Source organism: Streptomyces sichuanensis, from assembly GCF_020328095.1.
Taxonomy (GTDB): Bacteria; Actinomycetota; Actinomycetes; order Streptomycetales; family Streptomycetaceae; genus Streptomyces; species Streptomyces cinnamoneus.
Genome location: NZ_JAIXMK010000054.1, coordinates 42,075 through 66,994, shown reverse-complemented (window position 1 = coordinate 66,994; position 24,920 = coordinate 42,075). Strand labels below are relative to the sequence as shown.

At 71.1% G+C, this 24,920-nt stretch carries 27 protein-coding genes; 10 read left to right on the top strand and 17 right to left on the bottom strand.

Annotated elements, in window-relative coordinates; translation table 11 throughout:
* Window positions 1-1,246: YibE/F family protein (locus LE181_RS17680; protein ID WP_225662258.1), on the top strand; the 1,246-nt coding region annotated here is incomplete at its 5' end.
* Between the two features lie 472 nt (window positions 1,247-1,718).
* Here the strand turns inward: LE181_RS17680 and LE181_RS17675 are convergent.
* The 3 genes from LE181_RS17675 to LE181_RS17665 form a co-directional block, all read right to left on the bottom strand.
* A complete protein-coding gene (locus tag LE181_RS17675) occupies window positions 1,719-2,165 on the bottom strand; it encodes an SsgA family sporulation/cell division regulator (protein ID WP_071966095.1) in 447 nt (148 codons plus the stop codon).
* 442 nt (window positions 2,166-2,607) lie between these two features.
* On the bottom strand, window positions 2,608-2,826 hold the full coding sequence (locus LE181_RS17670; protein WP_225662257.1) for a DUF5326 family protein: 219 nt from the start codon (window positions 2,824-2,826) through the stop codon (window positions 2,608-2,610).
* Between the two features lie 216 nt (window positions 2,827-3,042).
* A complete protein-coding gene (locus tag LE181_RS17665; protein ID WP_225662256.1) occupies window positions 3,043-3,360 on the bottom strand; it encodes a cupin domain-containing protein in 318 nt (105 codons plus the stop codon).
* An 80-nt stretch (window positions 3,361-3,440) separates the two neighbouring features.
* Between LE181_RS17665 and LE181_RS17660 the strand changes: the two genes are divergently transcribed.
* The 3 genes from LE181_RS17660 (at window position 3,441) to LE181_RS17650 (ending at window position 5,467) form a co-directional block, all read left to right on the top strand.
* A complete protein-coding gene (locus LE181_RS17660; RefSeq protein WP_225662255.1) occupies window positions 3,441-3,827 on the top strand; it encodes a phage holin family protein in 387 nt (128 codons plus the stop codon).
* Between the two features lie 204 nt (window positions 3,828-4,031).
* Window positions 4,032-4,928 (top strand): LysR family transcriptional regulator, encoded by an 897-nt coding sequence (locus LE181_RS17655; RefSeq protein WP_225662254.1) that lies wholly within the window; start codon window positions 4,032-4,034, stop codon window positions 4,926-4,928.
* Window positions 4,929-4,969: 41 nt separating this feature from the next.
* Window positions 4,970-5,467: an NUDIX hydrolase gene (locus LE181_RS17650; protein WP_225662253.1), complete on the top strand. Its 498-nt coding sequence runs from the start codon at window positions 4,970-4,972 to the stop codon at window positions 5,465-5,467.
* Between the two features lie 38 nt (window positions 5,468-5,505).
* On the opposite strand, the gene LE181_RS17645 is transcribed toward LE181_RS17650, so the two are convergent.
* The 5 genes from LE181_RS17645 to LE181_RS17625 all read right to left on the bottom strand — a co-directional run bounded on the left by LE181_RS17645 (window position 5,506) and on the right by LE181_RS17625 (window position 10,242).
* A complete protein-coding gene (locus LE181_RS17645) occupies window positions 5,506-6,201 on the bottom strand; it encodes a pyridoxamine 5'-phosphate oxidase family protein (protein ID WP_225662252.1) in 696 nt (231 codons plus the stop codon).
* 37 nt (window positions 6,202-6,238) lie between these two features.
* Window positions 6,239-7,336, bottom strand: coding sequence for a globin domain-containing protein (locus tag LE181_RS17640; protein ID WP_372458397.1), 1,098 nt, complete (start codon window positions 7,334-7,336; stop codon window positions 6,239-6,241).
* A gap of 486 nt (window positions 7,337-7,822) precedes the next feature.
* Window positions 7,823-8,455 carry an HAD family hydrolase gene (locus LE181_RS17635; RefSeq protein ID WP_225662250.1) on the bottom strand — a complete coding sequence of 211 codons (633 nt, stop codon included), beginning with the start codon at window positions 8,453-8,455 and terminating at the stop codon, window positions 7,823-7,825.
* Window positions 8,456-8,512: 57 nt separating this feature from the next.
* The gene (locus LE181_RS17630) at window positions 8,513-8,941 is read right to left on the bottom strand and encodes a GlcG/HbpS family heme-binding protein (protein ID WP_225662249.1); all 429 of its coding nucleotides are present in this window, start codon (window positions 8,939-8,941) and stop codon (window positions 8,513-8,515) included.
* 80 nt (window positions 8,942-9,021) lie between these two features.
* Entirely contained in the window at window positions 9,022-10,242 is a 1,221-nt protein-coding gene (locus LE181_RS17625; RefSeq protein ID WP_225662248.1) for an MFS transporter, read from the bottom strand.
* Between the two features lie 191 nt (window positions 10,243-10,433).
* Here LE181_RS17625 and LE181_RS17620 point away from each other — a divergent pair, with 191 nt between their 5' ends.
* Window positions 10,434-10,895, top strand: a complete 462-nt coding sequence (locus tag LE181_RS17620) for a MarR family winged helix-turn-helix transcriptional regulator (protein WP_225662247.1) — start codon at window positions 10,434-10,436, stop codon at window positions 10,893-10,895.
* Between the two features lie 62 nt (window positions 10,896-10,957).
* On the opposite strand, the gene LE181_RS17615 is transcribed toward LE181_RS17620, so the two are convergent.
* The 3 genes from LE181_RS17615 to LE181_RS17605 all read right to left on the bottom strand — a co-directional run bounded on the left by LE181_RS17615 (window position 10,958) and on the right by LE181_RS17605 (window position 14,547).
* On the bottom strand, window positions 10,958-11,737 hold the full coding sequence (locus LE181_RS17615) for a TetR/AcrR family transcriptional regulator (protein ID WP_225662246.1): 780 nt from the start codon (window positions 11,735-11,737) through the stop codon (window positions 10,958-10,960).
* 186 nt (window positions 11,738-11,923) lie between these two features.
* Window positions 11,924-13,051 carry a pyridoxal-phosphate-dependent aminotransferase family protein gene (locus tag LE181_RS17610; protein WP_225662245.1) on the bottom strand — a complete coding sequence of 376 codons (1,128 nt, stop codon included), beginning with the start codon at window positions 13,049-13,051 and terminating at the stop codon, window positions 11,924-11,926.
* Between the two features lie 92 nt (window positions 13,052-13,143).
* Window positions 13,144-14,547, bottom strand: a complete 1,404-nt coding sequence (locus LE181_RS17605) for a serine hydrolase domain-containing protein (RefSeq protein ID WP_225662244.1) — start codon at window positions 14,545-14,547, stop codon at window positions 13,144-13,146.
* Window positions 14,548-14,651: 104 nt separating this feature from the next.
* Between LE181_RS17605 and LE181_RS17600 the strand changes: the two genes are divergently transcribed.
* Window positions 14,652-15,254: a cysteine hydrolase family protein gene (locus LE181_RS17600; RefSeq protein ID WP_225662243.1), complete on the top strand. Its 603-nt coding sequence runs from the start codon at window positions 14,652-14,654 to the stop codon at window positions 15,252-15,254.
* Window positions 15,255-15,260: 6 nt separating this feature from the next.
* Here LE181_RS17600 and dnaB read toward each other — a convergent pair whose 3' ends face one another.
* Window positions 15,261-16,739: a replicative DNA helicase gene (gene dnaB / locus LE181_RS17595; protein ID WP_225662242.1), complete on the bottom strand. Its 1,479-nt coding sequence runs from the start codon at window positions 16,737-16,739 to the stop codon at window positions 15,261-15,263.
* A gap of 495 nt (window positions 16,740-17,234) precedes the next feature.
* On the opposite strand from dnaB, the gene LE181_RS17590 reads away from it, so the two are divergent.
* Window positions 17,235-18,575, top strand: coding sequence for an MATE family efflux transporter (locus tag LE181_RS17590; RefSeq protein WP_225662241.1), 1,341 nt, complete (start codon window positions 17,235-17,237; stop codon window positions 18,573-18,575).
* A gap of 77 nt (window positions 18,576-18,652) precedes the next feature.
* Here the strand turns inward: LE181_RS17590 and rplI are convergent, their stop codons facing one another.
* From rplI to rpsF, 4 genes are all read right to left on the bottom strand, one after another.
* Window positions 18,653-19,099: a 50S ribosomal protein L9 gene (gene rplI / locus LE181_RS17585; protein WP_225662240.1), complete on the bottom strand. Its 447-nt coding sequence runs from the start codon at window positions 19,097-19,099 to the stop codon at window positions 18,653-18,655.
* An 18-nt stretch (window positions 19,100-19,117) separates the two neighbouring features.
* A complete protein-coding gene (gene rpsR, locus LE181_RS17580; RefSeq protein ID WP_004950692.1) occupies window positions 19,118-19,354 on the bottom strand; it encodes a 30S ribosomal protein S18 in 237 nt (78 codons plus the stop codon).
* A 75-nt stretch (window positions 19,355-19,429) separates the two neighbouring features.
* Window positions 19,430-20,014 carry a single-stranded DNA-binding protein gene (locus LE181_RS17575; protein WP_190108139.1) on the bottom strand — a complete coding sequence of 195 codons (585 nt, stop codon included), beginning with the start codon at window positions 20,012-20,014 and terminating at the stop codon, window positions 19,430-19,432.
* Between the two features lie 81 nt (window positions 20,015-20,095).
* Window positions 20,096-20,386 (bottom strand): 30S ribosomal protein S6, encoded by a 291-nt coding sequence (rpsF, locus tag LE181_RS17570; RefSeq protein ID WP_006604399.1) that lies wholly within the window; start codon window positions 20,384-20,386, stop codon window positions 20,096-20,098.
* 273 nt (window positions 20,387-20,659) lie between these two features.
* Between rpsF and LE181_RS17565 the strand changes: the two genes are divergently transcribed.
* The 3 genes from LE181_RS17565 to LE181_RS17555 all read left to right on the top strand — a co-directional run bounded on the left by LE181_RS17565 (window position 20,660) and on the right by LE181_RS17555 (window position 23,310).
* Window positions 20,660-20,977: a hypothetical protein gene (locus LE181_RS17565; protein ID WP_225662239.1), complete on the top strand. Its 318-nt coding sequence runs from the start codon at window positions 20,660-20,662 to the stop codon at window positions 20,975-20,977.
* Window positions 20,978-21,078: 101 nt separating this feature from the next.
* Window positions 21,079-22,197 (top strand): lipid II:glycine glycyltransferase FemX, encoded by a 1,119-nt coding sequence (locus LE181_RS17560; protein ID WP_225662238.1) that lies wholly within the window; start codon window positions 21,079-21,081, stop codon window positions 22,195-22,197.
* An 81-nt stretch (window positions 22,198-22,278) separates the two neighbouring features.
* Window positions 22,279-23,310 (top strand): alanine racemase, encoded by a 1,032-nt coding sequence (locus LE181_RS17555; protein WP_225662237.1) that lies wholly within the window; start codon window positions 22,279-22,281, stop codon window positions 23,308-23,310.
* A gap of 44 nt (window positions 23,311-23,354) precedes the next feature.
* On the opposite strand, the gene LE181_RS17550 is transcribed toward LE181_RS17555, so the two are convergent.
* Entirely contained in the window at window positions 23,355-24,851 is a 1,497-nt protein-coding gene (locus tag LE181_RS17550) for a glycosyltransferase family 87 protein (protein WP_225662236.1), read from the bottom strand.
* Window positions 24,852-24,920 lie beyond the last annotated feature (69 nt).

Sequence of the window (24,920 nt, the reverse complement as noted above, 5' to 3'; positions counted from 1 at the left end):
GCCCGTGTCCGCGCACCTCCGCAAGGTGATCGCGGCCGTTCTCATCCCCTTCGCGGCCGCGGTCGTGACCGGCCTGATAGTGCTCTGGCCGGGCGGCGCCCCACCGCACCAGCACACCGGTGTCGGCCTCGACCAGCAGACCGAGGCGGGGCGGGTGGTGAAGCTGGAGGAGTTCACCTGCCCCAAGTCGGGAGGCCAGCCGCCGCCGCAGCAGCAGGCGCCGCCCGGGGCTCCGCCCGCGGACCAGGGGCCGTGCCAGAAGGCCACGATCGAGGTGGCCTCGGGGCAGGACAAGGGCAAGACGTTCACGGAGATCGTGCAGCCGAGCGCCTCGCGCCGCTACGACGTCGGGCAGAAGGTGGTCCTGGCGTACGCCCCGAAGGCTCCGGAGAACCTCCGCTACTCGGTCACGGACGTGGACCGCGAGCTCCCGGTCGCCCTGCTCGCCTGCATCTTCGCGGCCGCGGTCGTGCTGGTGGGGCGACTGCGCGGGATCTTCGCGCTGGTGGCGCTGGTCATCAGCTTCGGGGTGCTGACGCTGTTCATCCTGCCGGCGATACTGCAGGGCTCGAATCCTCTGCTGGTCGCCGTGGTCGGTGGCAGCGCGATCATGTTGATCGCGCTCTACATGTGCCACGGCCTCACCGCGCGGACGTCCGTGGCGGTCGTGGGCACCCTGCTCTCGCTGCTGGTCATCGGCCTGTTCGGGTCGCTGTTCATCGAGTGGGCGCACCTGACGGGCAACACGGACGACCAGACCGGCCTGGTGCACGGGCTGTACCCGCAGATCGAGATCCGCGGTCTGCTGCTGGCCGGCATCATCATCGGCTCCCTCGGCGTGCTGGACGACGTGACCGTCACCCAGACCTCGGCGGTGTGGGAGCTGAAGGAGGCGGATCCCACGGCCAATTGGCGCAAACTGTACGGGTCGGCCATGCGCATCGGGCGCGATCACATCGCGTCGGTGGTGAACACGCTGGTCCTGGCGTACGCGGGCGCGTCCCTGCCCTTGCTGCTGCTGTTCTCCATCGCGGACAGCGGGGTGGGGACGGTGGCGACGAGCGAGATCGTCGCGGAGGAGATCGTCCGGACGCTGGTCGGCAGCATCGGCCTGGTGGCCTCGGTGCCGGTGACGACGTTGCTGGCGGCCCTCGTTGTCAGCGCCGACCGGCAGCCCGCGGGGGCCGGACGGTCGGGCACGGGACGGGCGAGGGGCCGGGGCGGCAGGCGCCGCCGCGCGAAGTAGCGAAGCAAAAGGAGCCGGGTGAGCCGGTGAACGCCCGTGAAGGTGGCCGCCGCCGGGCGGCGGCCACCACGGAGCGCGTGTGCGGACGCGGTCGTCGCCCGGCAACTCACCGGGCGGAGGACCGAGATCGGGCGGGCGGGCCGGTGCTCAGGCGTTCGGGAACGGGGCCGCAGGACGGGGTGGAACGGGGCGGACGACGTGTCCGGCCCCATGGGTGGGGCTCGGTCGAGGGGGACGGGTCCGGGGTTCGCGCGGCGACTGCCCGGGGCCACGGGCACGGGCCCGGCCGGTGAACCGGCGGCCGCCATGGGCACGAGCGCCGATGCGGGCGCGAACATGGGTACAAAGGGTGACAGTGTCGACAAAGCCACCCACGAGGAGGGCGACGTCGGTCCGGCGGTGACGTCTTGCGCGTCCGCGCCGCGGGGTGCGCCGGCCGAGGGGCGGGCGCCGTAGCGGGCCCAGTGGCCCGCTAACCGGCGTTCTGACCCTCGGGGTTGCCGGCGAGGATGCTGTCGAGCGCCGCCGCGAGGTCGTAGTCGAAGTCGGCGACCGAGTGCTCCTCGCCGAGCGGGGCGACGCGGTCGGTCCGGTCGAGGAAGGCCACCAGCGGCGCCGCACCCGCCCGGAACAGGGCGCCTTCGCCCCCCACTTGCAGCCGGATGAAGACATCCGACAGGTGCTGGGCCGAGGCGGGGGCGATGTGCACGTCCCCCTCGCCGGAGGGCTGGCTCAGCCCGTCGAGCAGCAACTCCCGTGCGAAGGCCCAGGTGACCGGGGCATCGCCGGGGAGGTGGAAAGTGAACTTCACGGCGTAGGGATCGCTGCTGTCGTAGCCCAGCTCCACCGGGATCCGGAAGGACAGCTCCTCGGAGACGAGGAAGGTCATGACCACTTCTGCCTGAACTGTGTCGCGCATCGCCCAATGCCCCGTCTTCGTCGGTTTGGCAGGGATTGGAGCCTGATGGCCCCAATGACGCCATAGTCTGACAAGAACGCCCAGTGGATCACAAGGAGTGATTTTCCAGTTACTCATGGAGACCGAGGGTGAGCATACGAGCTCTCCGACTCTGGAGCGTAGCGACTCGACTACTGCGTGGAGTCGTAACGGGGGATTTGCTGGCATGGAACAGCCGAGAACTGGCCAAACTGGCCCCAGTGCACACGGATTACCGTTTGGGCAACGGCCCTCGCGTTCAACGTTGACGGCGAGATGGTGGAGAGATGTTGACGGGAGAGATAACTCCCGGCCTTCCGCTTCGTTGAGTTGACCGAGCGGACACCGGACGGTGGCGTGGGCGACGCGGCCTGCCGGTGGGACGTTCCCGGGCGTCCCCCCATTCGCCCGGGTCGGCCGGTTCCTACCAGTCGCCCCTCGACGACGAGGACGACGTGAACTTCTTGACGACGAAGATCAGGCCGCCGACGAGCGCCACCAGCAGCAGCGCCTTGAAGAGCAGGCCGATGACAAAGCCGAGCACACTCATGATCAGGCTGCCGAAGACCACGAGCACGAGAACCGGCACGGCGATCCACTTCACCCACCACGGCAGTCCTTCGAATATTCCCTTCTCAGCCATCTCGACCCCTGCTCTCCGCTTCGCGCGCGCTTCCACGCGCCCTTGTCTCGTCACAGCCGTGGCGCGGCACCGGAATGCCGCGCCGTGAGTGACCGGCTGCCCGGAGCGGAATGCCCCGGCCTGCTCTCGATGCTAGGGCGGCCGGGTGGGCCGGCGGGCACCCCACAGCCCTCGTCCGTCCCTGAGCGTTCCCCTACGGGATGCCGGGGAAGGGGCTCAGCTCTCAGGCGGAGAGAAGACGACCAGGACCCGGAGATCCTCGCTGATGTGGTGGAAGCGGTGCGTCTCCCCCGCCGGTACGTACACCACGGAACCCCGTCCGACCTGCGTGGTCTCCGCGCCGACCGTGATCGACGCCCGGCCGCTCACCACCAGGTACACCTCGTCCTGGGCGTGCGGGCCCTGAGGGTCGCTCGCCCCGGCGTCGAGCGCGTAGAGGCCGACGGACATGTTCCGCTCCCGAAGGAACTGCAGATAGGCGCCGTCGTTCGCGGCCCGCTCCGCTTCCAGCTCGTCCAGCCGGAACGCCTTCATACGTCGGTCACCCCTCACTGTGCCGGTCGTGCACCTCGCACCGATCTTCATCGGCGGCGCGCGTCTGCAACGATCTCACCATGAAGAATTTCGTAGTCAAGACGATCGCCAATGCGGCGGCCCTGGCGGTCGCCATCTGGCTGCTCAAGGGCATCACACTGTCCGGCGAGAACACCGCCCGCAAGGTGGTCACGCTTTTCCTCGTCGCGCTCGTCTTCGGCGCGGTGAACTTCATCGTCAAGCCGGTCGTGAAGCTGCTGTCCTTCCCGCTCTTCATTCTCACGCTCGGCCTGATCACCTTGGTGATCAACGCGCTGATGCTGCTGCTGACGTCCTGGCTGGCGGACAAGCTCGACCTGGCCTTCCACGTGAGCGGCTTCTGGTCCGCGCTCGTGGGCGGCCTGATCGTCTCGGTCGTCGCCTGGGCGATGCACGTGATCCTGCCGGACGACAACGACGGGCACTGACCGAGCCACGTCATGAAGGACGGCTCAAGCCTCCCCCCTCTTGGCTTGAGCCGCCACGGCTCCACGCGCACACAACGCCGGTGAAGAACCGCGCGAACCAGGCTAGTTGACTCTGCGTCAGTGTCCAATCACGCCGACGGCAGAGCCCTATCGACTTATTTATAGTTCCCCCTACGATGGATGGCGGCGAACAGGGGAGATGGCATGGATCTGGCCCTTTTACGCACATTCGTCACGGTGCACCGGGCCGGTTCCTTCACTCGGGCCGCCGCCCTGCTCGGCCTGTCCCAGCCGGCGGTCACCAGCCAGATCAGGGCCCTGGAACGACAGCTGGGCCGCCCCCTCTTCCTCCGGCTGGCGCGCGGGGTCCGCCCGACCACCATCGGCGACGAGCTCGCCCACAAGATCGCACCGCACGTCGACGCCCTGCTGGAGATCGCCGAGGCCGATCTCGACGAACAGTGGGCCAACCGCACCCTGCACCTCGCCGGGCCACCCGAGTTCACCGCCCTGCGCGCACTGCCCGCCCTCACCCCTCTGATCGCCCAGGGCCTGACCGTCCGCGCGGCCCACGGCCTGGCCGAGGAACTCTTCGAGGGCCTGGCCGCCGGCCACCACGACCTCGCCATCGCCACCGTCCGCCCGCGCGGCAGGCTGCTGACCGCCACACCCCTCTGCGACGAGGAACACGTCCTGGTCGCCGCCCCCCGCTGGGCGGCCCGGCTCGGCGGCGCGGCCGTCGTGCGCGAGACGGGCGTCCACGCCCTGGAGCACCTGCCCGTGGTCGAGGTGCACGAGAGCCTCCCCTTCGTCTCCCGCTACTGGTCGGCCGTCTTCGACAGCAAGCCGCTGGCCGCCGGGGCCGTCGTCGTCCCCGACCTGCGGGCGGTGCTGGCCTCCGTCGCGGCGGGGGCGGGCATCGGCGTCCTCCCGCGCTATCTGTGCAGCGACGCCCTGGACAGCGGCGAGATCGTCGCCCTGCTGGACCCCCCGGTCCCCCCGCTGCGCACCTACTTCCTCGTCGTGCGCGCCGGTACGCTCGCGCATCCGCATCTGGCGCGGGCGCACGAGTGGCTGTTGCGCGCTGCCGTTTCCTGGTGAGAAAGAGTTTCGCCGGGGTACTGACGCGGCAGATGTCCCCTATGACCGAACGGCCCGTGGTCAAACGCACCGCCCGCGCCATCCTGCTCGACGGCGAGCCCGGCTCCGGCACGCCCGACATGATCCTGATCAAGCGCACCAAGCCCGGCGAGGCCCCGTACTGGATCACCCCCGGCGGCGGCGTCGAGCCGCAGGACAGCACCGTCGTCGCGGCCCTCCACCGCGAGGTCGACGAAGAGCTCGGGGCGAAGGTCGTCGACGTGGTCCCCGCGTTCGTCGACACCGTCTCCCACTCCCTCCACCATGCCGCGCACGGCGTGAAGGTGCAGCACTTCTTCGTCTGCCGGCTGGCGTCCATGGACCTCTCCCGCCGCCACGGCCCCGAGGTGGACGAGCCGGTCGGCACCTACGAGGTCGTGCGCATCCCCTTCACCCGGGAGGGCATCGACTCGGTCGAGATGGTGCCGCCGTCCCTGCGGGCGTACCTGCGCGAGAACGTCGAGGGGGTACGGGCGCTGCTCGCGCACGACCTCGGCTGAGCCCCCGGCCGGCGGTGCGCTGCCCGAACGCGGCGCAGCTACGGCGTACCGGCGGCGCCGAAGAAGTCGCCGCCCTTGCGCCGGGTGTCGTCCGTCCCCCAGGCCCGCCCGTCGTCCCGGCCGGGATGGCGGGACACCTTCCGCAGGTGCGGGATGTGCTTGGCGCAGTGGATGTACGCCTCCTCGACCGTGATCTCCACCCACACCACGGGCCGGCGGCCGGGCACGTCGTCCACGGGCAGCCCGGGGTGGGCGGCGCGCAGCTCGGCGTCCTCGACCACCCGGGCGCGGCCGTTGACGTGCAGGCCGATGCGGTCCCGGAAGAAGTCGATCATCAGGATGCCGACGTGCGGGTTCTCCTCGATGTTGCCCAGACTGGCGAGGACGCCGTTGCCCCGGTATTCGGGGTAGGCCAGGGTGCGGTCGTCGAGGACCTGCAGGAAGCCGGGCGGCCCGGCCCGGAAGGTGTTGTCGCACTCCCCGTGCCCGTCGGCCGTGGCCAGGAAGAACATCTCCTGCCGCGCCACGAACTCCCGCATGCGCGCATTGACGTGCGAGAGCACCTGCTCCCCGTAGAAACGGGCCGCGCGGGCCGACGTACCGAGCCGCTGCTGCAGCCGGTGCTCGCCCTCGCTGCCGGGAGGGGCGGGAACGCCGGGAGTCGCGGGAAGACCGGGAAGAGCAGTCGTTGGCAGGGGGGCCACCGCCGGGCCGCTTCGGTTCGCCGTCGTCATCAGACCACCCGTCCGCATCCGCCAGCCGTCAGCCGCCTCAGCCCGTCGCCGAGGCCGTCAGTTCGTCGATCGAGTCGTGTCGTATGCGGTGGGACGGTATGCCGATACCGACCAGGGTGTCCACACCGCTGCGCACCATTCCCGGGGGACCGGAGAGAAAGGCGTCGTAGGCGTTCCACGGCCCGTACTTCCTGACCACCTGCGGGAGTTGGCCGCTCAGCCCGAGGGTCGGGCCGTCGGAGACGACGGGGCGGACGGACAGCCACGGGTGGGTCTTCTGCAGCCGCAGCATGGTGTCGATGTCGTACAGGTCGTCGTGGTGGCGGGCGCCGTAGAAGACCTCGACGGGACGGCTCCGGCCGTGCCGGGCGACGTCCTCGACCAGCGCCTTGATGGGGGCGATGCCCGTGCCGCCGCCCAGGCACAGCATCCCGTCGTCGGTGCTGTGGTCGACGGTCATCGAGCCGGCCGGGGGGCCGAGCCGGATGACGTCGCCGGGGCGGGCGCGATGGACCAGCGCGCCCGAGACCCAGCCGGCCGGAACGGCCTTGACGTGGAAGGAGAGCAGACCGTCCGCGCGCGGGGCACAGGAGAAGGAGTAGTTCCGCCAGGTGCGCGGCCACCAGGGCGTCTCCACGCTCGCGTACTGGCCGGCGAGGAAGGGATAGGGCTGGTCGGGCCGGAGGGTCAGCACGGCGATGTCCGGCGTGCGTACCTCATGGCTCACGATCTCGGCCTGCCACCAGGCGGGGGACGTCCGTTCGTCCTCGGCGGCCGCATCGATCATGATCTGGGAGACGGTGGTGTACACCCGCACCCAAGCGGCCTCGGCCGCGTCGCTCCAGGTCTGCGGCGCGTAGCGGGACAGGGCGCCGATCAGGCACTCGCCGACGGCCGGGTAGTGGGTGGGCAGCGTGCCGTACTTGCGGTGCCCGCGGCCCAGTTGGGAGAGGTACGCGGTGAGGGTGGCGGTGTCGTCGGCGTGCTCCGCCGCGGTGAGCAGAGCTTTGAAGAGCCGGTCGCGCTGGGTGTCCATGGCGGCGGGGAAGAGGGCGCGCAGACCGGGGTTGCGGACGAACAGCAGCGCGTAGAAGTACGAGACGACCTTGTCGGCGATCGGCTCGATCTCGGCCATGGTGCGGCGGATCTGTACGGCGTCGGGGGAAGGCGCGGCGCCGGGAGCGGGAGCGGAGGGGGAGGCGGAGGGGGGTAACGGGCCGTCGGCGGGCGGGGGCACTGGGGCGTGGGCCTCGTGATGGGGACGGCGGTGCCGGGCGGTCCGGCCGGGCGGGTCATCGGCCGGGTGCTCGTGCTCCCGTTCCCGTACGCGCTCCCTCACCCGGTGGGCGAGGGGCTGCCAGCGGGACCCCGGAAGCGTGCTCGTCTCGGCGGGCCGGGGAGCGGCAGGCGGCGCCGGGCGCTCCGGGGGGACCTCGGGACGGGTGGCGGGGTGCTCGATGCCCCCGCCTGACGTGCTGCCGTCGGCCGATGGGGTGGTCGGAGCGTTCATCGTCGCCTCGCCTCGAACATGACTCGCTGTTCCAGTAGGCGCAGCATGCCACCCGCATACCCCGTATCGACGGCTTCGCCGGAAGTGGGGGCGCACGACGGTCAGTTGGGGTTACCCTGCCCCGCTGACGCGTTCGTAGGCCCCGCGGAGATCGAGCCCCGTATACGCGTGCGAGGCGAGGTGCCGCACATGGTGGTCCGCGTTGATCGCCACGGACACGGGTACGGCGGCGAACAGCTGCACGTCCGACATCGAGTCCCCGTACGCCACGCAGTCGGTGCGGCTCAGCCCGAACCGGGCGCAGAGCTCGTCCGCGATCCGCACCTTGGCCGCCGCGTCGAGGATGCCCGCCGGATCCACCGGGGCCCGGAAGGGGACCGAAGGCCAGCGGGAACCGTGGGCCGCGTCGGCGCCCCACTCCAGCAAACGCTCCACGAAGAACCCGGGCGACAGCGAGATCACGGCGCACCTCTCGCCCCGCGCCCGGATGTCCGCCCAGACGTCGCGGATGCCCGCCAGCCAGGGGGCTCCCTCGAAGGCCGCCGCGACCTCGGCCTCGGTGAGCTCCGCCCAGAGCTCGACGGCCAGCTCGGCGAACCGCGGCGGGGCGAGCTCCCCGGCCGCGAACGCCCTCTCCAGCTCGCCGATCTCCGTCTCCAGGCCCAGCTGCCGGGATATCTCGACCGCGGCCGCCGAGCCGTGGATCAGCGTGCCGTCGAGGTCGAACAAGTGCAGTCTGCTCATGGCGGCGAGCCTAGGCGGCCTGCCGGAGGGACCGGCGGGCCCCTCCCCCGGGCGGCTTCAGCCGCCGATCACTTCCTCGATGGCCGCCGCCGCGACGCCGTGGTCCTGCTCGGGGGCTGCGCCGCCGACACCGACGGCACCGATGACCCGGCCGTCGCGGTGGATCGGGAGGCCACCGGCGATGAAGAGCAGCGGCCTGTCCAGCGCCGTCGGCAGGGTGTGCAGGAGCCCGCCCGGCTGGACGGCGTCCACGAGGTCCGCGGTGGGCGCGTCCAGCTGCAGCGCGGTGAACGCCTTGCGCGTGCTGGTCTCCCCGGCGATCAGCAGGGCCCGGTCGTCGCGCCGGAAGGCCAGCAGATGGCCACCGGCGTCGAGGACGGTGACGGCCGTCCGTATGCCCTGCTCCTCGGAGGCACGCCGGACGGAGGCGACGAGGGCGTCCGCCTCTGCGGTGGTGAGCGGGCGGACCGGGGTGGTGGCGGTCATGGGGGGACTCCTTGCGTGATGGTGCGTTCAGCGGTGATGCGTCGTGAGTGACTGTGGTGGGGGCGGCTGTGACCCCGGGGTCAGCGGCCGGCCGGGACGGCCTCGGGCTCGGCGGCCACGGGCGACGGCCCTGCCGCCAGGACCCGCCCGCCCCGCTCCGTACGCCGCTCCAGCCGTGCGGAGAGGAGGGCGAGGAGCAGCGCCGAGGCGGCCATCAGGGCGCCGACCCAGTTGGGCGCGGTGTAGCCGAACCCGGCCGAGATCACGAGGCCACCGAGCCATGCGGCCATGGCGTTGCCCAGGTTGAAGGCGCCTATGTTGACGGCTGAGGCGAGCGTGGGGGCGTCGGCGGTCTGGTCCAGGACCCGTTTCTGCAGCGGGGGGACGGTCGCGAAGCCGAAGGCGCCGATGAGCGGGATGGTGATCGCTGCCGCGAGCTTGTCGTGCGCGGCGAGTGGCAGCAGGGCGAGCATGATCGCCAGTCCGCCGAGGGCCGTGCAGAGCATGGGCATCAGCGCGCGGTCGGCGTACTTGCCGCCGATGAGGTTGCCGCCGACCAGGCCGAGGCCGAAGAGGACGAGCAGCCAGGTGACGGAGGAGGGGGCGTAGCCGGTGACGTCGGTCATCATCGGCGTGATGTAGGTGCTCATGGTGAAGACGCCGCCGAAGCCGAGGACCGTCATCGCCATGGCGAGCAGCACCTGCGGGTTGCGGAAGGCGGCCAGCTCGCCGGAGACCCGGGTCCGCTCGGGACGCGGCTGCTCCGGGACGAGGGCGGCGATGCCGAGCACGGCGAGCACACCGAGGCCGGCGATGAGGAAGAACGTGATCCGCCAGCCCGCGCTCTGGCCGATGAGGGTGCCCGCGGGCACGCCGACGACGTTGGCGACCGTCAGGCCGGTGAACATCATGGCTATCGCCCCGGCCTTCTTCTGCGGTGCCACGAGCCCGGCGGCGACGATCGCGCCGATGCCGAAGAACGCGCCGTGCGCGAGCGAGGCGACGATGCGCCCGGCGAGCATCAGGGCGAAGACGGGGGCGGCCGCGGAGAGGGCGTTGCCCGCGACGAACAGGCCCATCAGGGCCATCAGCATCCGCTTGCGCGGCACGCGGCTGCCCAGGATGGCGAGGATCGGGGCTCCGACGACGACGCCGAGGGCGTATCCGGTGGTCAGGTAGCCGGCGGTGGGGATCGAGACGCCGAAGTCGTCCGCCACCTCGGGGAGCAGGCCCGAGGTGACGAACTCGGTGGTGCCGATACCGAAGGCGCCGATGGCGAGCGCCAGCAGGGCGAGAGGCATGACGGAGGTCCTTCAGACAGGGGAAGACAGTCGGCATCGCCCACCACACTTCCTTGCGGCAGACTTTTACCGGCCTCCACAATAATTGCAGACGCATCTACTTGCAAGCGCGGGCTATTGCGCGGGGGAGATATCCTGTCCGTACGGCACCGAACGACGCGCGCGTACGACTCCGAAGGAGGGCTCGGCCCATGTCCCGCACCCCGGACCCCGCACTGGTCGGCCTGGCACAGGGCTGGTGCGCCCTGTCCGCCCTGCACAGCCGGATCGAGGCGCACATAGAGCGCGCGCTGCAGGCCCACCACGAACTGAGCGTGCGCGAGTTCTCCGTGCTCGACGTCCTCAACCGCCAGCACGACGGCGAGGGCGGTCACCTGCGGATGAACGAGGTCGCCGACGCCGTCGTCCTCAGCCAGAGTGCGACGACCCGCCTGGTCAACCGTCTGGAGGACCGCGGTCTGCTGACCCGCTACCTCTGCCTCACCGACCGCCGGGGCATCTACACCGACGTCACCGACGCCGGCCGCGCGCTCCTGGAGGACGCCCGGCCCACCAACGACGCCGCCCTGCGCGAAGCGCTGCACGAGGCGTCGCACCGCTCCGAGCTGGCCCCCCTCGTCGCCGCCGTGGAGTCCCTCGCCCCGGCGTCGTGAGCGCCGCCGGGGTCGCGCAGATCCCTCGCCTCGCTCCTACGGGGCAGCTGAGCCCCGAGGGCTCACGCCCCGGCTTCCCCCAGCACCTCTGATGCATCCGCGCGGACCCGGGCCCGTTCCCGGTGCGCCTTCTGCCGGCACGCCGCACCGCAGTACCGCGCGGGCCGGCCCGTACGAGCGGACGCCACCGGCCCGCCGCACACGGCGCACGACGTTTCGTTACGCCCGGCCGCCGGATTCCGGGGGAGTTTCGTCACACGCCGCCCTGGGCGGAGGCTGTCGCACACCAGGGCCGTCAGCCGGCCGGGCGCCACGTCCGGGCCCCGCCGTTGCTCCATCGACAGACAGCCCACGAGCAGGGCCATCACATCGCCGATCGCCACGTCCTTCCGTACCGCGCCAGCCTGTTGGGCCCGTTCGAGCAGGACGGACAGCGCCGCCCGGAAGTCCCTCTCGACGCCGGGAGAGGGCTCGAAACTGCCCTCCAGAGCGTCGCACAGCCCCTTGTTGCGCACGGACAGGCGCACCACCGCCGCCAGGTAGCGGAAGAACACCGGACCGGGGTCGTCCGCCTGGGCCAACTCCCGTGCGGTGTCGGTGAAAAGCCGCACCCGGTCCACCACGGTGGCTCTGAACAGCGCTTCCTTGGTGGGGAAATGGCGATAGACGGTCCCCGTCCCGACCCCGGCGCGGCGGGCGATCTCCCCCAGCGGAACGGCCAACCCCCGTTCCTCGAAGGCCGATCGGGCCGCCTGCAGGACGAGGACGCGGTTGCGCCGGGCGTCGGCCCGCTGCTGTGAGGAGCCCGCCGGTGGCGGCGAGGGCTTCCTGCGCCGTGCCATGAGCGACGGTCTCCAAGGGCTCGGGAACGAAACGGGCTGTGGGTTCCGATTCTATCCGGGCGGATGAGCGAGGCCCCGCCCTCGCCATACCGGGATAAGTGCCTCAATCCGGAAAGAGCACACAAAAAGGCCGCCGTCGGCGCCCGAAAGCGCCGACGGCGGCCGTGGGAAAGCCGCTCCGGAGGCTCAGCCCGTGATCACCGCGTCCCACGCCTTGCCCGCCGCCGCCAGGGCCTCGTCCCGGTCCCCGGCCGGCACGCCCAGCGCCTGCAGGCCCTCGGCGAGAGCCGAGAGCGTGCCCAGAACGGTCTCGCGGTCCGCGTCGAGTCCGTAGTGGTTGACGCGGATCATTTCCTTGGCGAGCGCTCCCCCGGCCGCCTGGACCGGAATCGACGCGTCCGCAGCCAGGGCCGCCGCCACCACGTCGCGGGCGTCCTTACCGACGGGAGCGCGCAGAGTGGTGGCCACGGGGGCGGCGTCCTCGTCCCGTACGACGTAGGGAGCCACGGCCCCCAGCGCCCGTACGCCCGCCCGCGTGGCGGCGGAGGCGGCGCGGTGGCGGGCGATGACGCCGTCCAGACCGTCCTCCTCGATGCGGTCCACGGCCTGCTCCAGGGCGAGCATCTCCAGCTGCGCCGGAGCGTGCGGCAGCACGGTCCGGCCGCCGTCGATCCAGCGCTCCTTCCAGTCGAGCAGGGAGAGGTACGAGCGGCGGGGAGCCTGCTCGTTGGCCGCGATCCGCTCCCACGCGCGGGCGCTGACGGAGACGGCCGACACGCCCGCCGGGCCCGCCATGGCCTTCTGGCCGCCGATGACGCACAGGTCGACGCCCCACTCGTCGGTGAGCAGCGGCTCCGCGGCCACCGAGGCGACCGCGTCCAGCATCAGCAGCGCGCCGTGCGCACGGACGACCGCGCCGATCTCGGCGACGGGGTTGGTGTTGCCGGTGGCCGCCTCGGCGTGGACGAGGCTGACGAAGTCGATGGCCGGGTGCGCGCGCAGTGCGTCGGCGACCTGGGCGGCGGTGACGGCGCCGCTGAAGGGTGCCGTCACGTTGATCACCTCGGCGCCGCAGGAGCGCAGCCAGCCGCCGAACGTCTCGCCGTACGGACCGGTGATGATGTTGAGGGCGGTGCTGCCGGGCCGTACGGCCGAGCGGATGCACGCCTCCAGCGGCAGCAGCGCCTCGCCCTGCATCGCGACGACCGTCTCGCGGGTGCGCATCAGCGCCGCGACCTTGTCCTCGATGCGGGCGAAGTGACCGGCGCCGAGGGGCGCGAGGTCGAGCAGGGCCGGTGCGGTGTTCGCGGTCACGGTGCCTTCCGGGTGGTATCGCGCCGCGCTTGCGGCGCCCGCCAGTCTCCCGTCGACTCTACGTCCGCCCCCCGCCCGTGCCGACCATAGGACTATTGCCAGCCGCCCGTGTCGACGCCACCGGGCACCACGTCCCCGGGCCCGTACGGCTCGCGGGTGAAGACGAACGTGCCGATGTCCAGGTGGCTCACGGTCCCGTCCGCGCCGCGCACGGCCGTCAGCGTCTCGCCCGCGTAGTAGCCGTCGAGGCCGGTCCAGGTGCCGTCCTCCTCGGCGCGGAACGAGGCGCCGCGGCCCCCGGCGCCGAGCGGCTGCAGGTTCAGGGCCCGGCCGGCGCGCAGATGCACCGCGAAGGGCGCGGCTCCCCAGTACCAGGGGCCGGTCAGCTCCAGCAGTGCCGGGTCCGCGGCGTCGAGCGGACGCCACGGCGCGGGGATCCGCGGTTCGTGCTCGGCGAGCGTGCGCACCATGTCCGTCGCTATGGCGCCGATGCTGAAGAGGGAGGTGACGTTGGCCAGGACGACGGCCGCGGTGCCCTCCTCCGGGCACGCCCAGAGCGTGGCCACGAACCCCGGCATCGAACCGCCGTGGCCGCAGACGAACCGGCCGTCGCGCCAGGCCACCTGCAGGCCCAGGCCGTAGGCGCCCATCCGGTCCGGGGCCTGCGGCTCGGTCTCCGGGACCCGCATCGCGGCCACCGACTCCGCGCCGAGCACACGGTCGTCGCCGTTCAGCAGGAAGGCGGCGAAGCGGCAGAGGTCGGCCGCCGTGGACCACAGCTGTCCGGCCGGTGCCATCACGCCGGTGTCCACCGCCGGTTCGGGCAGCAGGACGTCCGCCCAGGGGTGCACGGCGTGGCCCTCGGCGTGCGGGGCCTCGGGGTGGAGCGTCGTGCGGTGCATCCCGAGCGGCTCCAGGACCTCCCGGCGCAGCACGTCGTACCAGTTCTCCCCGCGGAGCTGCTCGACGAGCGCGCCCAGGAGCGCGTAACCGGGGTTGGAGTAGTGGTGCAGGCGCCCCGCGGCATGGCGCTGGGGGCGCTCGCCGAAGATGTCGGCGAGCTCGGGGCGCAGGGAGCCGTCCGTGCGCTCCCACCACGGGCCGCGCGACTCCGCCGCCAGCCCGGAGGTGTGTGCGAGGAGCTGGGCGATGGTCGCGGTGCCGCCCTCCGGGGTGTCGAGGTGCTTGCCGAGCGGATCGTCCAGGTCGAGCAGGCCCTCGTCGCGCAGCCGCAGGACCAGAACGGCGACGAAGGTCTTGGTGATCGAGCCGATCCGGTACTGGGTGTCCGCCCCCGGCACCTCCTCGCCGACGCTGCCGCGCCCCGCGGACCACACCATCCGTCCGTCCCGCATCACCGCCCCCACGAGGGAGGGCGTACGGCCCTCCGCCTGTCCGGTGGCGACACGGTGCAGGAGGGCACGGCGGGTGGCGGGGAGCAGTTCGGCGAACTCCGCGGCGTCCGCGGCGTTTCCGGCGTCGTACGAGGCAGTCATGCCCGCACCCTAACCAGAAGGATCGTCAGGTCCCGTGCGCCCCGTACGCCCTGTGCGCCCCTTGGGCCCTGCGCGTCTCGCACGCCATCGGGCACGATGCCGCCATGACCCCTGACCATGCGGTGCCGCCCGTTCACGCCCTGCTCGTCGTCGACGTCCAGTCCGCCTTCGTCTCCGGTGCGGAGGCGGTGCCCGACGCGGCCCGGCTCCTGGACCGCGTCGGGCACCTGATAGCCGCCGCCCGCGCGAGCGGCGCCTTCGTCGTCCACCTCCGCAACGACGGGCCGCCGGGCGCGAGCGACGAGCCGGGCACGCCCGGCTGGCGGCTCCACCTGCCCGTCGAAGAAGGCCCGGCCGAGATCGTGATCGGCAAGACGGAGGACGACGGCTTCTACGAGACGCCCCTGAACGGCCTGCTCACCCGCTCAGGGGTGCGGTCGCTCGCCGTCTGCGGGGTGATGTCCGAGATGTGCGTCAGTGCGACGGCGCGTACGGCCATGGAGCTGGGATACCGGGTCGTCATGCCGCACGACGCCCACGCCACCTACGACATCCCGCCGGCCGCCGGCATCAGCGGCGCCGTCCCGGCGGCGATGGTCTCGCGGACGGCCGAATGGGCCCTCGGCGACGGCGTCGAGATCGTCGCCGGCGCCGCGGACGTCCGCTTCACCGCGCCGGCGCCGCGCCGCGCCCGGCCCTCCCGCTGAGGCGGATCAGGTCTGGGCCATGTCCACGAAGCGGGAGTAGTGGCCCTGGAAGGCGACCGTGATGGTGGCCGTGGGGCCGTTACGGTGCTTGCCGACGATGATGTCCGCCTCGCCCGCGCGGGGCGACTCCTTCTCGTAGGCGTCCTCGCGGTGCAGCAGGATGACCATGTCCGCGTCCTGCTCGATGGAGCCGGACTCACGGAGGTCGGAGACCATCGGCTTCTTGTCCGTGCGCTGCTCGGGACCACGGTTCAGCTGGGAGAGCGCGATGACCGGGAGCTCCAGCTCCTTGGCCAGCAGCTTGAGGTTTCGGGACATGTCCGAGACCTCCTGCTGGCGGCTCTCGGCACGCTTGTTGCCGCCGGACTGCATCAGCTGCAGATAGTCGATGATCACGAGCTTGAGGTCGGCGCGCTGCTTGAGGCGCCGGCACTTGGCCCGGATCTCCATCATCGACAGGTTGGGCGAGTCGTCGATGTACAGCGGGGCGGCCGAGACGTCCGGCATGCGGCGGGCCAGCCGGGTCCAGTCGTCGTCGGTCATGGAGCCGGAGCGCATGTGGTGCAGGGCGACGCGCGCCTCGGCGGACAGCAGGCGCATCGCGATCTCGTTACGGCCCATTTCGAGCGAGAAGATCACGCTCGGCAGGTTGTTCTTGATGGAACAGGCGCGGGCGAAGTCCAGCGCGAGGGTGGACTTACCCATGGCGGGACGGGCCGCGATGACGATCATCTGGCCGGGGTGCAGGCCGTTCGTCAGGGCGTCCAGGTCGGTGAAGCCGGTGGGCACGCCGGACATCTGGCCGCTGCGCGAGCCGATGGCCTCGATCTCGTCGAGCGCGCCCTCCATGATGTCGCCGAGCGGGAGGTAGTCCTCGCTCGTGCGCTGCTCGGTGACCGCGTAGACCTCGGCCTGGGCCTTGTTGACGATGTCGTCGACGTCTCCGTCGGCCGCGTATCCCATCTGCGTGATGCGCGTGCCGGCCTCGACCAGGCGGCGCAGCACCGCGCGCTCGTGGACGATCTCGGCGTAGTACTCGGCGTTGGCCGCGGTCGGGACGGACTGGACCAGCGTGTGGAGGTACGCGGCACCGCCGACGCGGGTGATCTCGCCGCGCTTGGTGAGCTCGGCGGCGATAGTGATCGGGTCGGCCGGCTCGCCCTTGGCGTAGAGGTCGAGGATGGCCTGGTAGATCGTCTCGTGCGCCGGGCGGTAGAAGTCGTGGCCCTTGAGGACCTCGACGACGTCGGCGATGGCGTCCTTCGACAGCAGCATGCCGCCGAGGACGGACTGCTCGGCGTCCAGGTCCTGCGGCGGTACGCGCTCGAAGCCGCTGCCGCCCCGGTCCCAGGAGCCACCCTCCTCGCCGCCGCGGTCGTGCTGCTCGCCACGTCCCTTGCCGTCGCCACGGCGGGAACGGGGGAAGGGAAGCCGGTCGCTGGGGCTGTCGCCCCAGGGGTCGTCCATGGGCTCGGGAACGCTCACCCGGGCCACCTCCTCCCGTCCGCGACGCGGACCTCGCCGTGCCACTCTTTCTTACGGCACGGCTCTGACAAATAGGACGCCCGACTCCGGTTATGACGCGTCGAGTTCGCGGCGAGTTCGTGTCGATCTCGTAAGGTCCGCGGGGGCCCGGACGGGGCGGGAACAGACGGCAGGCGCCGGTCCACGGTAGGGCGCCCGGCACCGTCAGCCAATCTGGTTATCCACAGGGCATGTGGATGAGCGGCCCCAGCCTGTGGAGAACCGCCCTCAACCTGTGCACGGGCCGGGGGAAAGCACTGTGGACAAACACACAGTCGCCCGCGCCACACCCTTATGACCTGCAGCTTTGTCATCCACGGGCTGTTGAGGAGAAAAACTTTCCCACTCGGCCCGCGATCGCGACAAACGGCGCAGAGAAGATCACACACAACCCGGCGAAGTAAGGGTCGTAAGCTAGGAGCACAGATTACCTGTGGAAGATTGGAAGGGGCCCCCGTGACCCAGGCCCGCGCCCACGTGCCGCCCGGTGCCCGCCGGCACGACCGCGAGATCCTCGCCCTGGCCGTGCCCGCCTTCGGCGCGCTCGTGGCGGAGCCGTTGTTCGTGATGGCCGACAGCGCCATCGTCGGCCACCTCGGCACCCGTCAGCTGGCGGGTCTCGGCGTGGCCGCCGCGCTGCTCACCACGGCCGTCAGCGTCTTCGTCTTCCTCGCCTACGCCACCACCGCGGCCGTGGCCCGCCGGGTCGGAGCGGGGGACCTCCAGGCCGCCATCCGGCAGGGCATGGACGGCATCTGGCTCGCGGTCGTGCTCGGCACGGTGGTCGCCGTGGGCGTCCTGCCCACGGCCCGCGTCCTCGTCGAGCTCTTCGGCGCCTCGCCGACCGCCGCCCCCTACGGCGCCACCTATCTCCGGGTCAGCGCCCTGGGCATCCCCGCGATGCTCATCGTGCTCGCCGCCACCGGCGTCCTGCGCGGACTGCAGGACACCCGGACGCCCCTCTACGTCGCCGTCGGCGGCTTCGCGGCCAACGCCGGGCTCAACGTCGCCCTCGTCTACGGCGCCGGCCTGGGCATCGCCGGCTCCGCCTGGGGAACGGTGCTGGCCCAGTGGGCCATGGCCGCCGTCTACCTGGCCGTCGTCGTCCGCGGAGCGCGGCGGCACGGGGCCTCGCTGCGGCCCGACCGTGCCGGCATCCGGGCCTGCGCCCAGGCGGGTGCGCCCCTGCTGGTCCGCACGCTCTCGCTGCGGGCCGTCCTCATGATCGCCACCGCGGTCGCGGCACGGCTGGGCGACACCGACATCGCCGCCCACCAGATCGTGCTCAGCCTGTGGAGCCTGCTGGCCTTCGCCCTCGACGCCATCGCCATCGCCGGGCAGGCGATCATCGGCCGCTACCTGGGCGCCGGGGACGCCGACGGGGCGCGGGCGGTGTGCCGGCGCATGGTGCAGTGGGGCATCGCCTCGGGCGTGGTCCTGGGGGCGCTGGTGGTCGCGACACGGCCCCTGTTCATCCCGCTGTTCACCACCGACCCCGCCGTACGGGACACGCTGATGCCGGTGCTGCTGGTGGTCGCTCTGGGACAGCCCCTCGCGGGGGTCGTCTTCATCCTGGACGGGGTGCTGATGGGCGCCGGGGACGGAACGTACCTCGCCTGGGCGATGCTCGTGGTCCTGGCCGTCTTCGCACCCCTCGCCCTGCTGATCCCCGGGCTGGGCGGCGGCCTCATGGCCCTGTGGTGGGCGATGACACTGATGATGACGGTCCGCCTGGTGACCCTGTGGATACGCGCCCGGTCCGGCCGCTGGCTCGTCACGGGGGCCGTACGGATCTGACCGGGGTCCGGTACGGCGGAAGGGCCGCACCCCGTGCGGGGTGCGGCCCTTCCGTCAGGCTATGCCTGTCGCAGCCGTCAGGCGGCGACGACCTCGATGCCGAGCTTGGCAACGACGTCGGCGTGCAGACGCACGGACACCTGGTGGGCGCCCAGGGTCTTGATGGGCGAGCCCAGCTCGACGCGGCGCTTGTCGACCTCGGGACCACCGGAAGCCTTGATCGCGGAAGCGACGTCGGCCTGGGTCACGGAGCCGAACAGACGGCCGGCCTCGCCGGCGCGGACGCCAAGGCGGACCTTGACGGCCTCAAGCTGGCCCTTGACCTCGTTGGCCTGCTCGATCGTGGCGATCTCGCGGATCTTGCGCGCACGACGGATCTGCGCGACGTCCTTCTCGCCACCCTTGGTCCAGCGGATCGCGAAACCGCGCGGGACCAGGTAGTTGCGGGCGTAGCCGTCCTTGACGTCGACGACGTCACCGGCAATGCCGAGGCCGGAGACCTCGTGGGTGAGGATGATCTTCATTAGTTGGTCACCCTTCCCTTATCGCGCGGACGAGGTGTAGGGCAGCAGCGCCATCTCACGGCTGTTCTTCACGGCCGTGGCGACGTCACGCTGGTGCTGGGTGCAGTTGCCGGTCACGCGGCGGGCACGGATCTTGCCGCGGTCGGAAATGAACTTCCGCAGCATGTTCGTGTCCTTGTAGTCCACGTAAGCGGTCTTGTCCTTGCAGAAAGCGCAGACCTTCTTCTTGGGCTTGCGCGGGGGCGGCTTCGCCATTGTCTCTCTCCTGTGAATCAAGAAGTTTTTGTGCTGTCGCCCTTCGGGCCTCGCGGCCCGGGCCCGTTGCCGGACCTAGAAGGGCGGCTCGTCCGAGTAGCCGCCGCCGGAGTTGCCGGAGCCGCCGCCCCAGCCGCCTCCGCCGCCGCCCTGCTGGCCGCCGGACGGAGCGCCGGTGGCCCAGGGGTCGTCGGCGGGAGCCCCGCCGCCGCCCTGCTGGCCGCCGGGACCGGAGCCCCAGCCGCCACCCTGGCCACCACCGCTGCCGCCGCCATAGCCACCCTGGCCACCGCGACCCGCGGTCTTGGTGACCTTCGCCGTGGCGTTCTTCAGGCTGGCGCCGACCTCTTCGACGTCGAGCTCGTAGACCGTGCGCTTGACACCCTCACGGTCCTCGTAGGACCGCTGCTTCAGCCGGCCCTGCACGATGACGCGCATGCCTCGCTGGAGCGACTCGGCGACGTTCTCCGCCGCCTGACGCCACACCGAGCACGTGAGGAAGAGGCTCTCGCCGTCCTTCCACTCGTTGGTCTGGCGGTCGAAGGTGCGGGGAGTGGACGCGACTCGGAACTTCGCGACCGCCGCACCGGAGGGGGTGAAGCGCAGCTCGGGGTCGTCGACGAGATTGCCGACGACCGTGATGACGGTCTCGCCTGCCATGGATGAACCTCTCGGCGGGTGTGCTGCTGGCTGCTTGCTACTCGTTGCGATGCAGCCCGATTACCTCTGAACCGCTGGGGTTCAGTGGGTCTCGGGACGGAGGACCTTGGTCCGGAGGACCGACTCGTTCAGGTTCATCTGGCGGTCGAGCTCCTTGACGACCGCAGGCTCGGCCTGCAGGTCGATGACCGAGTAGATGCCCTCGGGCTTCTTCTTGATCTCGTACGACAGACGACGACGGCCCCAGGTGTCGACCTTCTCGACCTTTCCGTTGCCCTCACGGACGACGGAGAGGAAGTTCTCGATCAGGGGGGAGACAGCGCGCTCCTCCAGATCGGGGTCGAGGATGACCATCACCTCGTAGTGACGCATGTGGAACCCACCTCCTTTGGACTCAGCGGCCACGGTCGATCCGTGGCAGGAGGGTCGTGATGCGTGAACAACGGTATCGGCGGACACTGACAATCAGCGGAAAGTCCCTGGGTTGCCCCTGGGACCGAAGCTGGGTCCGGGCAGACACCGGTGCAGACCGTACAGAGTACCTGCACTCCGGCGTCCGGTTGAAATCCGACCGCCCGGCCCCTCAATCTGGACGCACCGGATGTGACCGGCGTTACATTGCACCTGCCTTCAGGAGGTGGCTCCATGACACAGGCGGTTCGGCAGCCCCGTGGACTCCGTGCGCTGCTCAACAGCGACGGGAAGCCCCATCCCGTCGAAAACACCTTTACCGCGGTAACGGTGGTGCTGGGCGTGCTCGCGGCCGTTTCCTCACTATGGACCGGCCTGCATCTCCTCACCTCGTGGAGCGGGCTGCTCGGCATCCTCACGGGGGCCTGGGGCCAGTTCATCTCCGCCACCACCGGCGAACGATTCCTGCTGATCATCGGGCTCGGAGCGTCCGCTTTCGGCTTCTTCCTGGGCATGGCGCACGGGGGGCTTTTCGGGGGTGTGATCGGATAGCGGGCCGTACGCCCAATCGGGGCGCTCCCCGGTCGCAGTAGGCTTCGGCGCGTGAGCCGGAGCCCCGACCATGGGGACACACCTGCCGAGGAGCGCCCCGCATGAGCCTGACCCTGAGGACAATTAGCCGAGAGCAGCATCTGGCGTACATCCAGAGCCTGCCCGCGGCCAGTCACATGCAGGTGCCGGGGTGGGCCGATGTGAAGAGCGAGTGGCGCTCGGAGAACCTGGGCTGGTTCGACAAGACCGGCCAGATGGTCGGTGCCGGCCTGGTCCTCTACCGCCAGCTCCCCAAGATCAAGCGCTACCTGGCCTACCTGCCCGAGGGCCCGGTCATCAACTGGTACTCCCCGAACCTGCGCGACTGGCTGGAGCCCATGCTGGCCCACCTCAAGCAGCAGGGCGCCTTCTCCGTGAAGATGGGCCCGCCCGTCGTCATCCGCCGCTGGGACGCCGACGCGATCAAGAAGGGCATCGCCGACCCCGACGCCAAGCGCCTGCGCGACGTCGAGGCCACCTTCATCGAGCCGCGCGCCTTCGAGGTCGCCGACCAGCTGCGCCGGATGGGCTGGCAGCAGGGCGAGGAGGAGGGCGCCGGCTTCGGCGACGTCCAGCCGCGCTACGTCTTCCAGGTGCCGCTGGAGAACCGTTCCCTGGAGGACGTCCACAAGGGCTTCAACCAGCTGTGGCGCCGCAACATCAAGAAGGCCGAGAAGGCCGGCGTCGAGGTCGTCCAGGGCGGCTACGAGGACCTGGCCACCTGGCAGCACCTGTACGAGATCACCGCCGAGCGCGACAAGTTCCGTCCGCGCCCGCTGAGCTACTTCCAGCGCATGTGGACGGCCCTCAACTCCGAGGACCCCAACCGCATGCGGCTGTACTTCGCCGTGCACGAGGGCGAGGCCGTGGCGGCCGCGACGATGCTGATCGTCGGTGGGCACGTCTGGTACTCCTACGGAGCCTCCGCCAACCACAAGCGCGAGGTCCGGCCGTCGAACGCCATGCAGTGGCGGATGCTGCGCGACGCCTACGCGCTGGGCGCCAGCGTCTACGACCTGCGCGGCATCGGCGACTCGCTGGACGAGAACGACCACCTCTTCGGCCTCATCCAGTTCAAGGTGGGCACCGGCGGCCAGGCGGCGGAGTACCTCGGCGAGTGGGACTTCCCGCTCAACAAGCTGCTGCACAAGGCTCTGGACATGTACATGTCCCGCCGCTGATCCTGCCGACCGTCCACGAAGCAGTGCCGGAAGGCACACCACCTCACTCAGCAGGAACAGGGAAAGGATCCGGGACCGGCCATGGCGCTCACGCTGTACGTCGACACCGCGCGCTGGCGGGCACACCAGCAGTCCGTCATCCAGCAGTTCCCGGGCATCATCCCGGTCTGCAAGGGCAACGGCTACGGCTTCGGCCACGAGCGGCTCGCCGATGAGGCGACGCGCATGGGCGCGGACATCCTCGCCGTCGGCACCACCTACGAAGCGGCCCGCATCAAGGACTTCTTCAGCGGTGACCTGCTCGTGCTGACCCCCTTCCGGCTGGGCGAGGAACCCGTGCCGCTGCCGGACCGGGCCATCCGGTCCGTCTCCTCGGTCGAGGGCGTGCGCGGCCTGGACGGCGCGCGCGTCGTCATCGAGGTCATGAGCACCATGAAGCGGCACGGCATCAGCGAGGAGGACCTGCCCAAGCTGCACGCCGCCATCGAGGACGTGCGCCTGGAGGGCTTCGCGATACACCTGCCGCTGGACCGCGCCGACGGCACCAACGGGGTCGACGAGGTGTCCGCCTGGATGGAGCGGCTGCGCAACGCCCACCTGCCGCTGCACACCATGTTCGTCAGCCACCTGAAGTCCGACGAGCTCGCCCAGCTGCAGCAGCGCTTCCCGCAGACCCGCTTCCGCGCCCGCATCGGCACCCGGCTGTGGCTCGGCGACCACGACGCCACCCACTACCGGGGCGCGGTGCTGGACGTCACGCCCGTCGCCAAGGGCGACCGCTTCGGCTACCGGCAGCAGAAGGCCACCGGCGACGGCTACCTGGTCGTGGTGGCCGGTGGCACCTCGCACGGCGTGGGCCTGGAGGCGCCGAAGGCGCTGCACGGCATGATGCCGCGCGCCAAGGGCGTGGCCCGGGCGGGCCTCGCGACCATGAACCGCAACCTCTCGCCCTTCGTCTGGGCGGGCAAGCAGCGCTGGTTCGCGGAGCCCCCGCACATGCAGGTCTCCATCCTCTTCGTGCCGGGCGACGCCCCGGCACCGCAGGTCGGCGACGAACTGGTGGCGCACCTGCGGCACACCACCACGCAGTTCGACCGCGTTCTCGACCACTGATTCCACTTGATTCCACCCCCGTGGTGCGGGGCGGGGAGCCGTGACTAGGGCGTACGGCTCCCGGTGCCCCATTGGACGCGTGCGACGTCACTGACCTCCGCGGGCCGCTCACGGCGGCCCGCGGGGCCCAGCACCCATATGTCCGGCGCCCCGTCGAGGACGCCGCCCGAGGGGTCGTCCGAGCCGTCACGGCGGACCACGTCGCGCTCGGGCAGCAGGATGTCCCGCACGACGAGCCCGCACAGGTACAGCGTGCCCAGCAGGTGCAGCACGATCGCCAGCTGGTAGCCCTCCGGCGGCAGCCCCTGGTGCTTGTCGCCGCTTCCCGTGTACGCCAGGTAGAACCAGATGCCCAGGAAGTACAGGACCTCGCAGCCCTGCCAGATCAGGAAGTCGCGCCACTTGGGACGGGCCAGCGCCGCGAGCGGGACCAGCCACAGCACGTACTGCGGCGAGTAGACCTTGTTGACGAGGATGAACAGCGCCACCACGAGGAAGGCCAGCTGCGCCAAGCGCGGACGGCGGGGGGCCCGCAGCCCGAGTACCGCTATGGCCAGGCACCCCAGGATCATCAGCAGCGTCGCGTAGGTGTTGGCGTCGTCCAGCGGGTCGCCCGTGCGCTGTGAGATGAAGAGCCAGACCGAGCCGAAGTCGACGGGCCGGTCCTGGCTGAAGGTGTAGAACTTCGCCCATCCGGGCCGGATGTGGAACCCGCCGGCCTCATGGGTGAGCATGACCGGCACGTTGACCACGAGCCAGGCACCGACCGCGGCAGCGGCGGCGGTGACGAACGCCCGCAGGCGCCCGGCCCGCAGACACAGGATGAACAGCGGCCCCAGCAGCAGCGCCGGATACAGCTTCGCGGCCGCTGCCAGGCCGATCAGCACTCCCGCCCAGAACGTGCGCCCACGGGCCCACATCAGCAGCGCCGCGGCTGTGAGAGCCACCGCGAACAGGTCCCAGTTGACGGTGGCCGTGAGGGCGAAAGCCGGCGCGAGGGCGACCAGCAGCGCGTCCCAGGGCCGGCGGCGGTGGGTGCGGGTCACGCACACGGCGATGACGGCCGTGCAGGCCAGCAGCATCCCGGCGTTGATGAGCCAGTACAGCTGCTCGCGGTGCTGGAGGGTCCCGCCGCCCGGCGTGAGCAGGGCCGCGATCTCCATGAACAGCCCCGTCAGGACCGGGTACTCCAGATAGTCCATGCCTCCGGAGAGGGACTGCGGGATGCGGTCGAAGTACGGAAGGAGGCCCTGGTCGAAACCACGGCCGCTGTAGAGGTGCGGGATGTCGGAATAGCAGGCGTGGGTGTATTGCGTGGTGGCGCCGAAGAACCAGCCGTGGTCGTAGCACGGCAGCTTCTGCACCATCCCGAGCGCGAACATGCCGATCGCCACGAGCGCGATCACCCGCACCGGCGTCCACCAGCTCGCCCCGAGCAGCGCACGCCGCCCCGCCGGCCCGCCGATGAGCTCGCTGCCGGCAGCGGCCACCTCGTCCTCCAGGGTGGGCCGTACAAGCTGGTCGTCCCGCACGCTCCTCATGGCCACATCCTGCCGTACCCGCCAAGGACCCGGCGGAGCCTGTGGAAAACCCCGAGGGCCGCCCCGCAC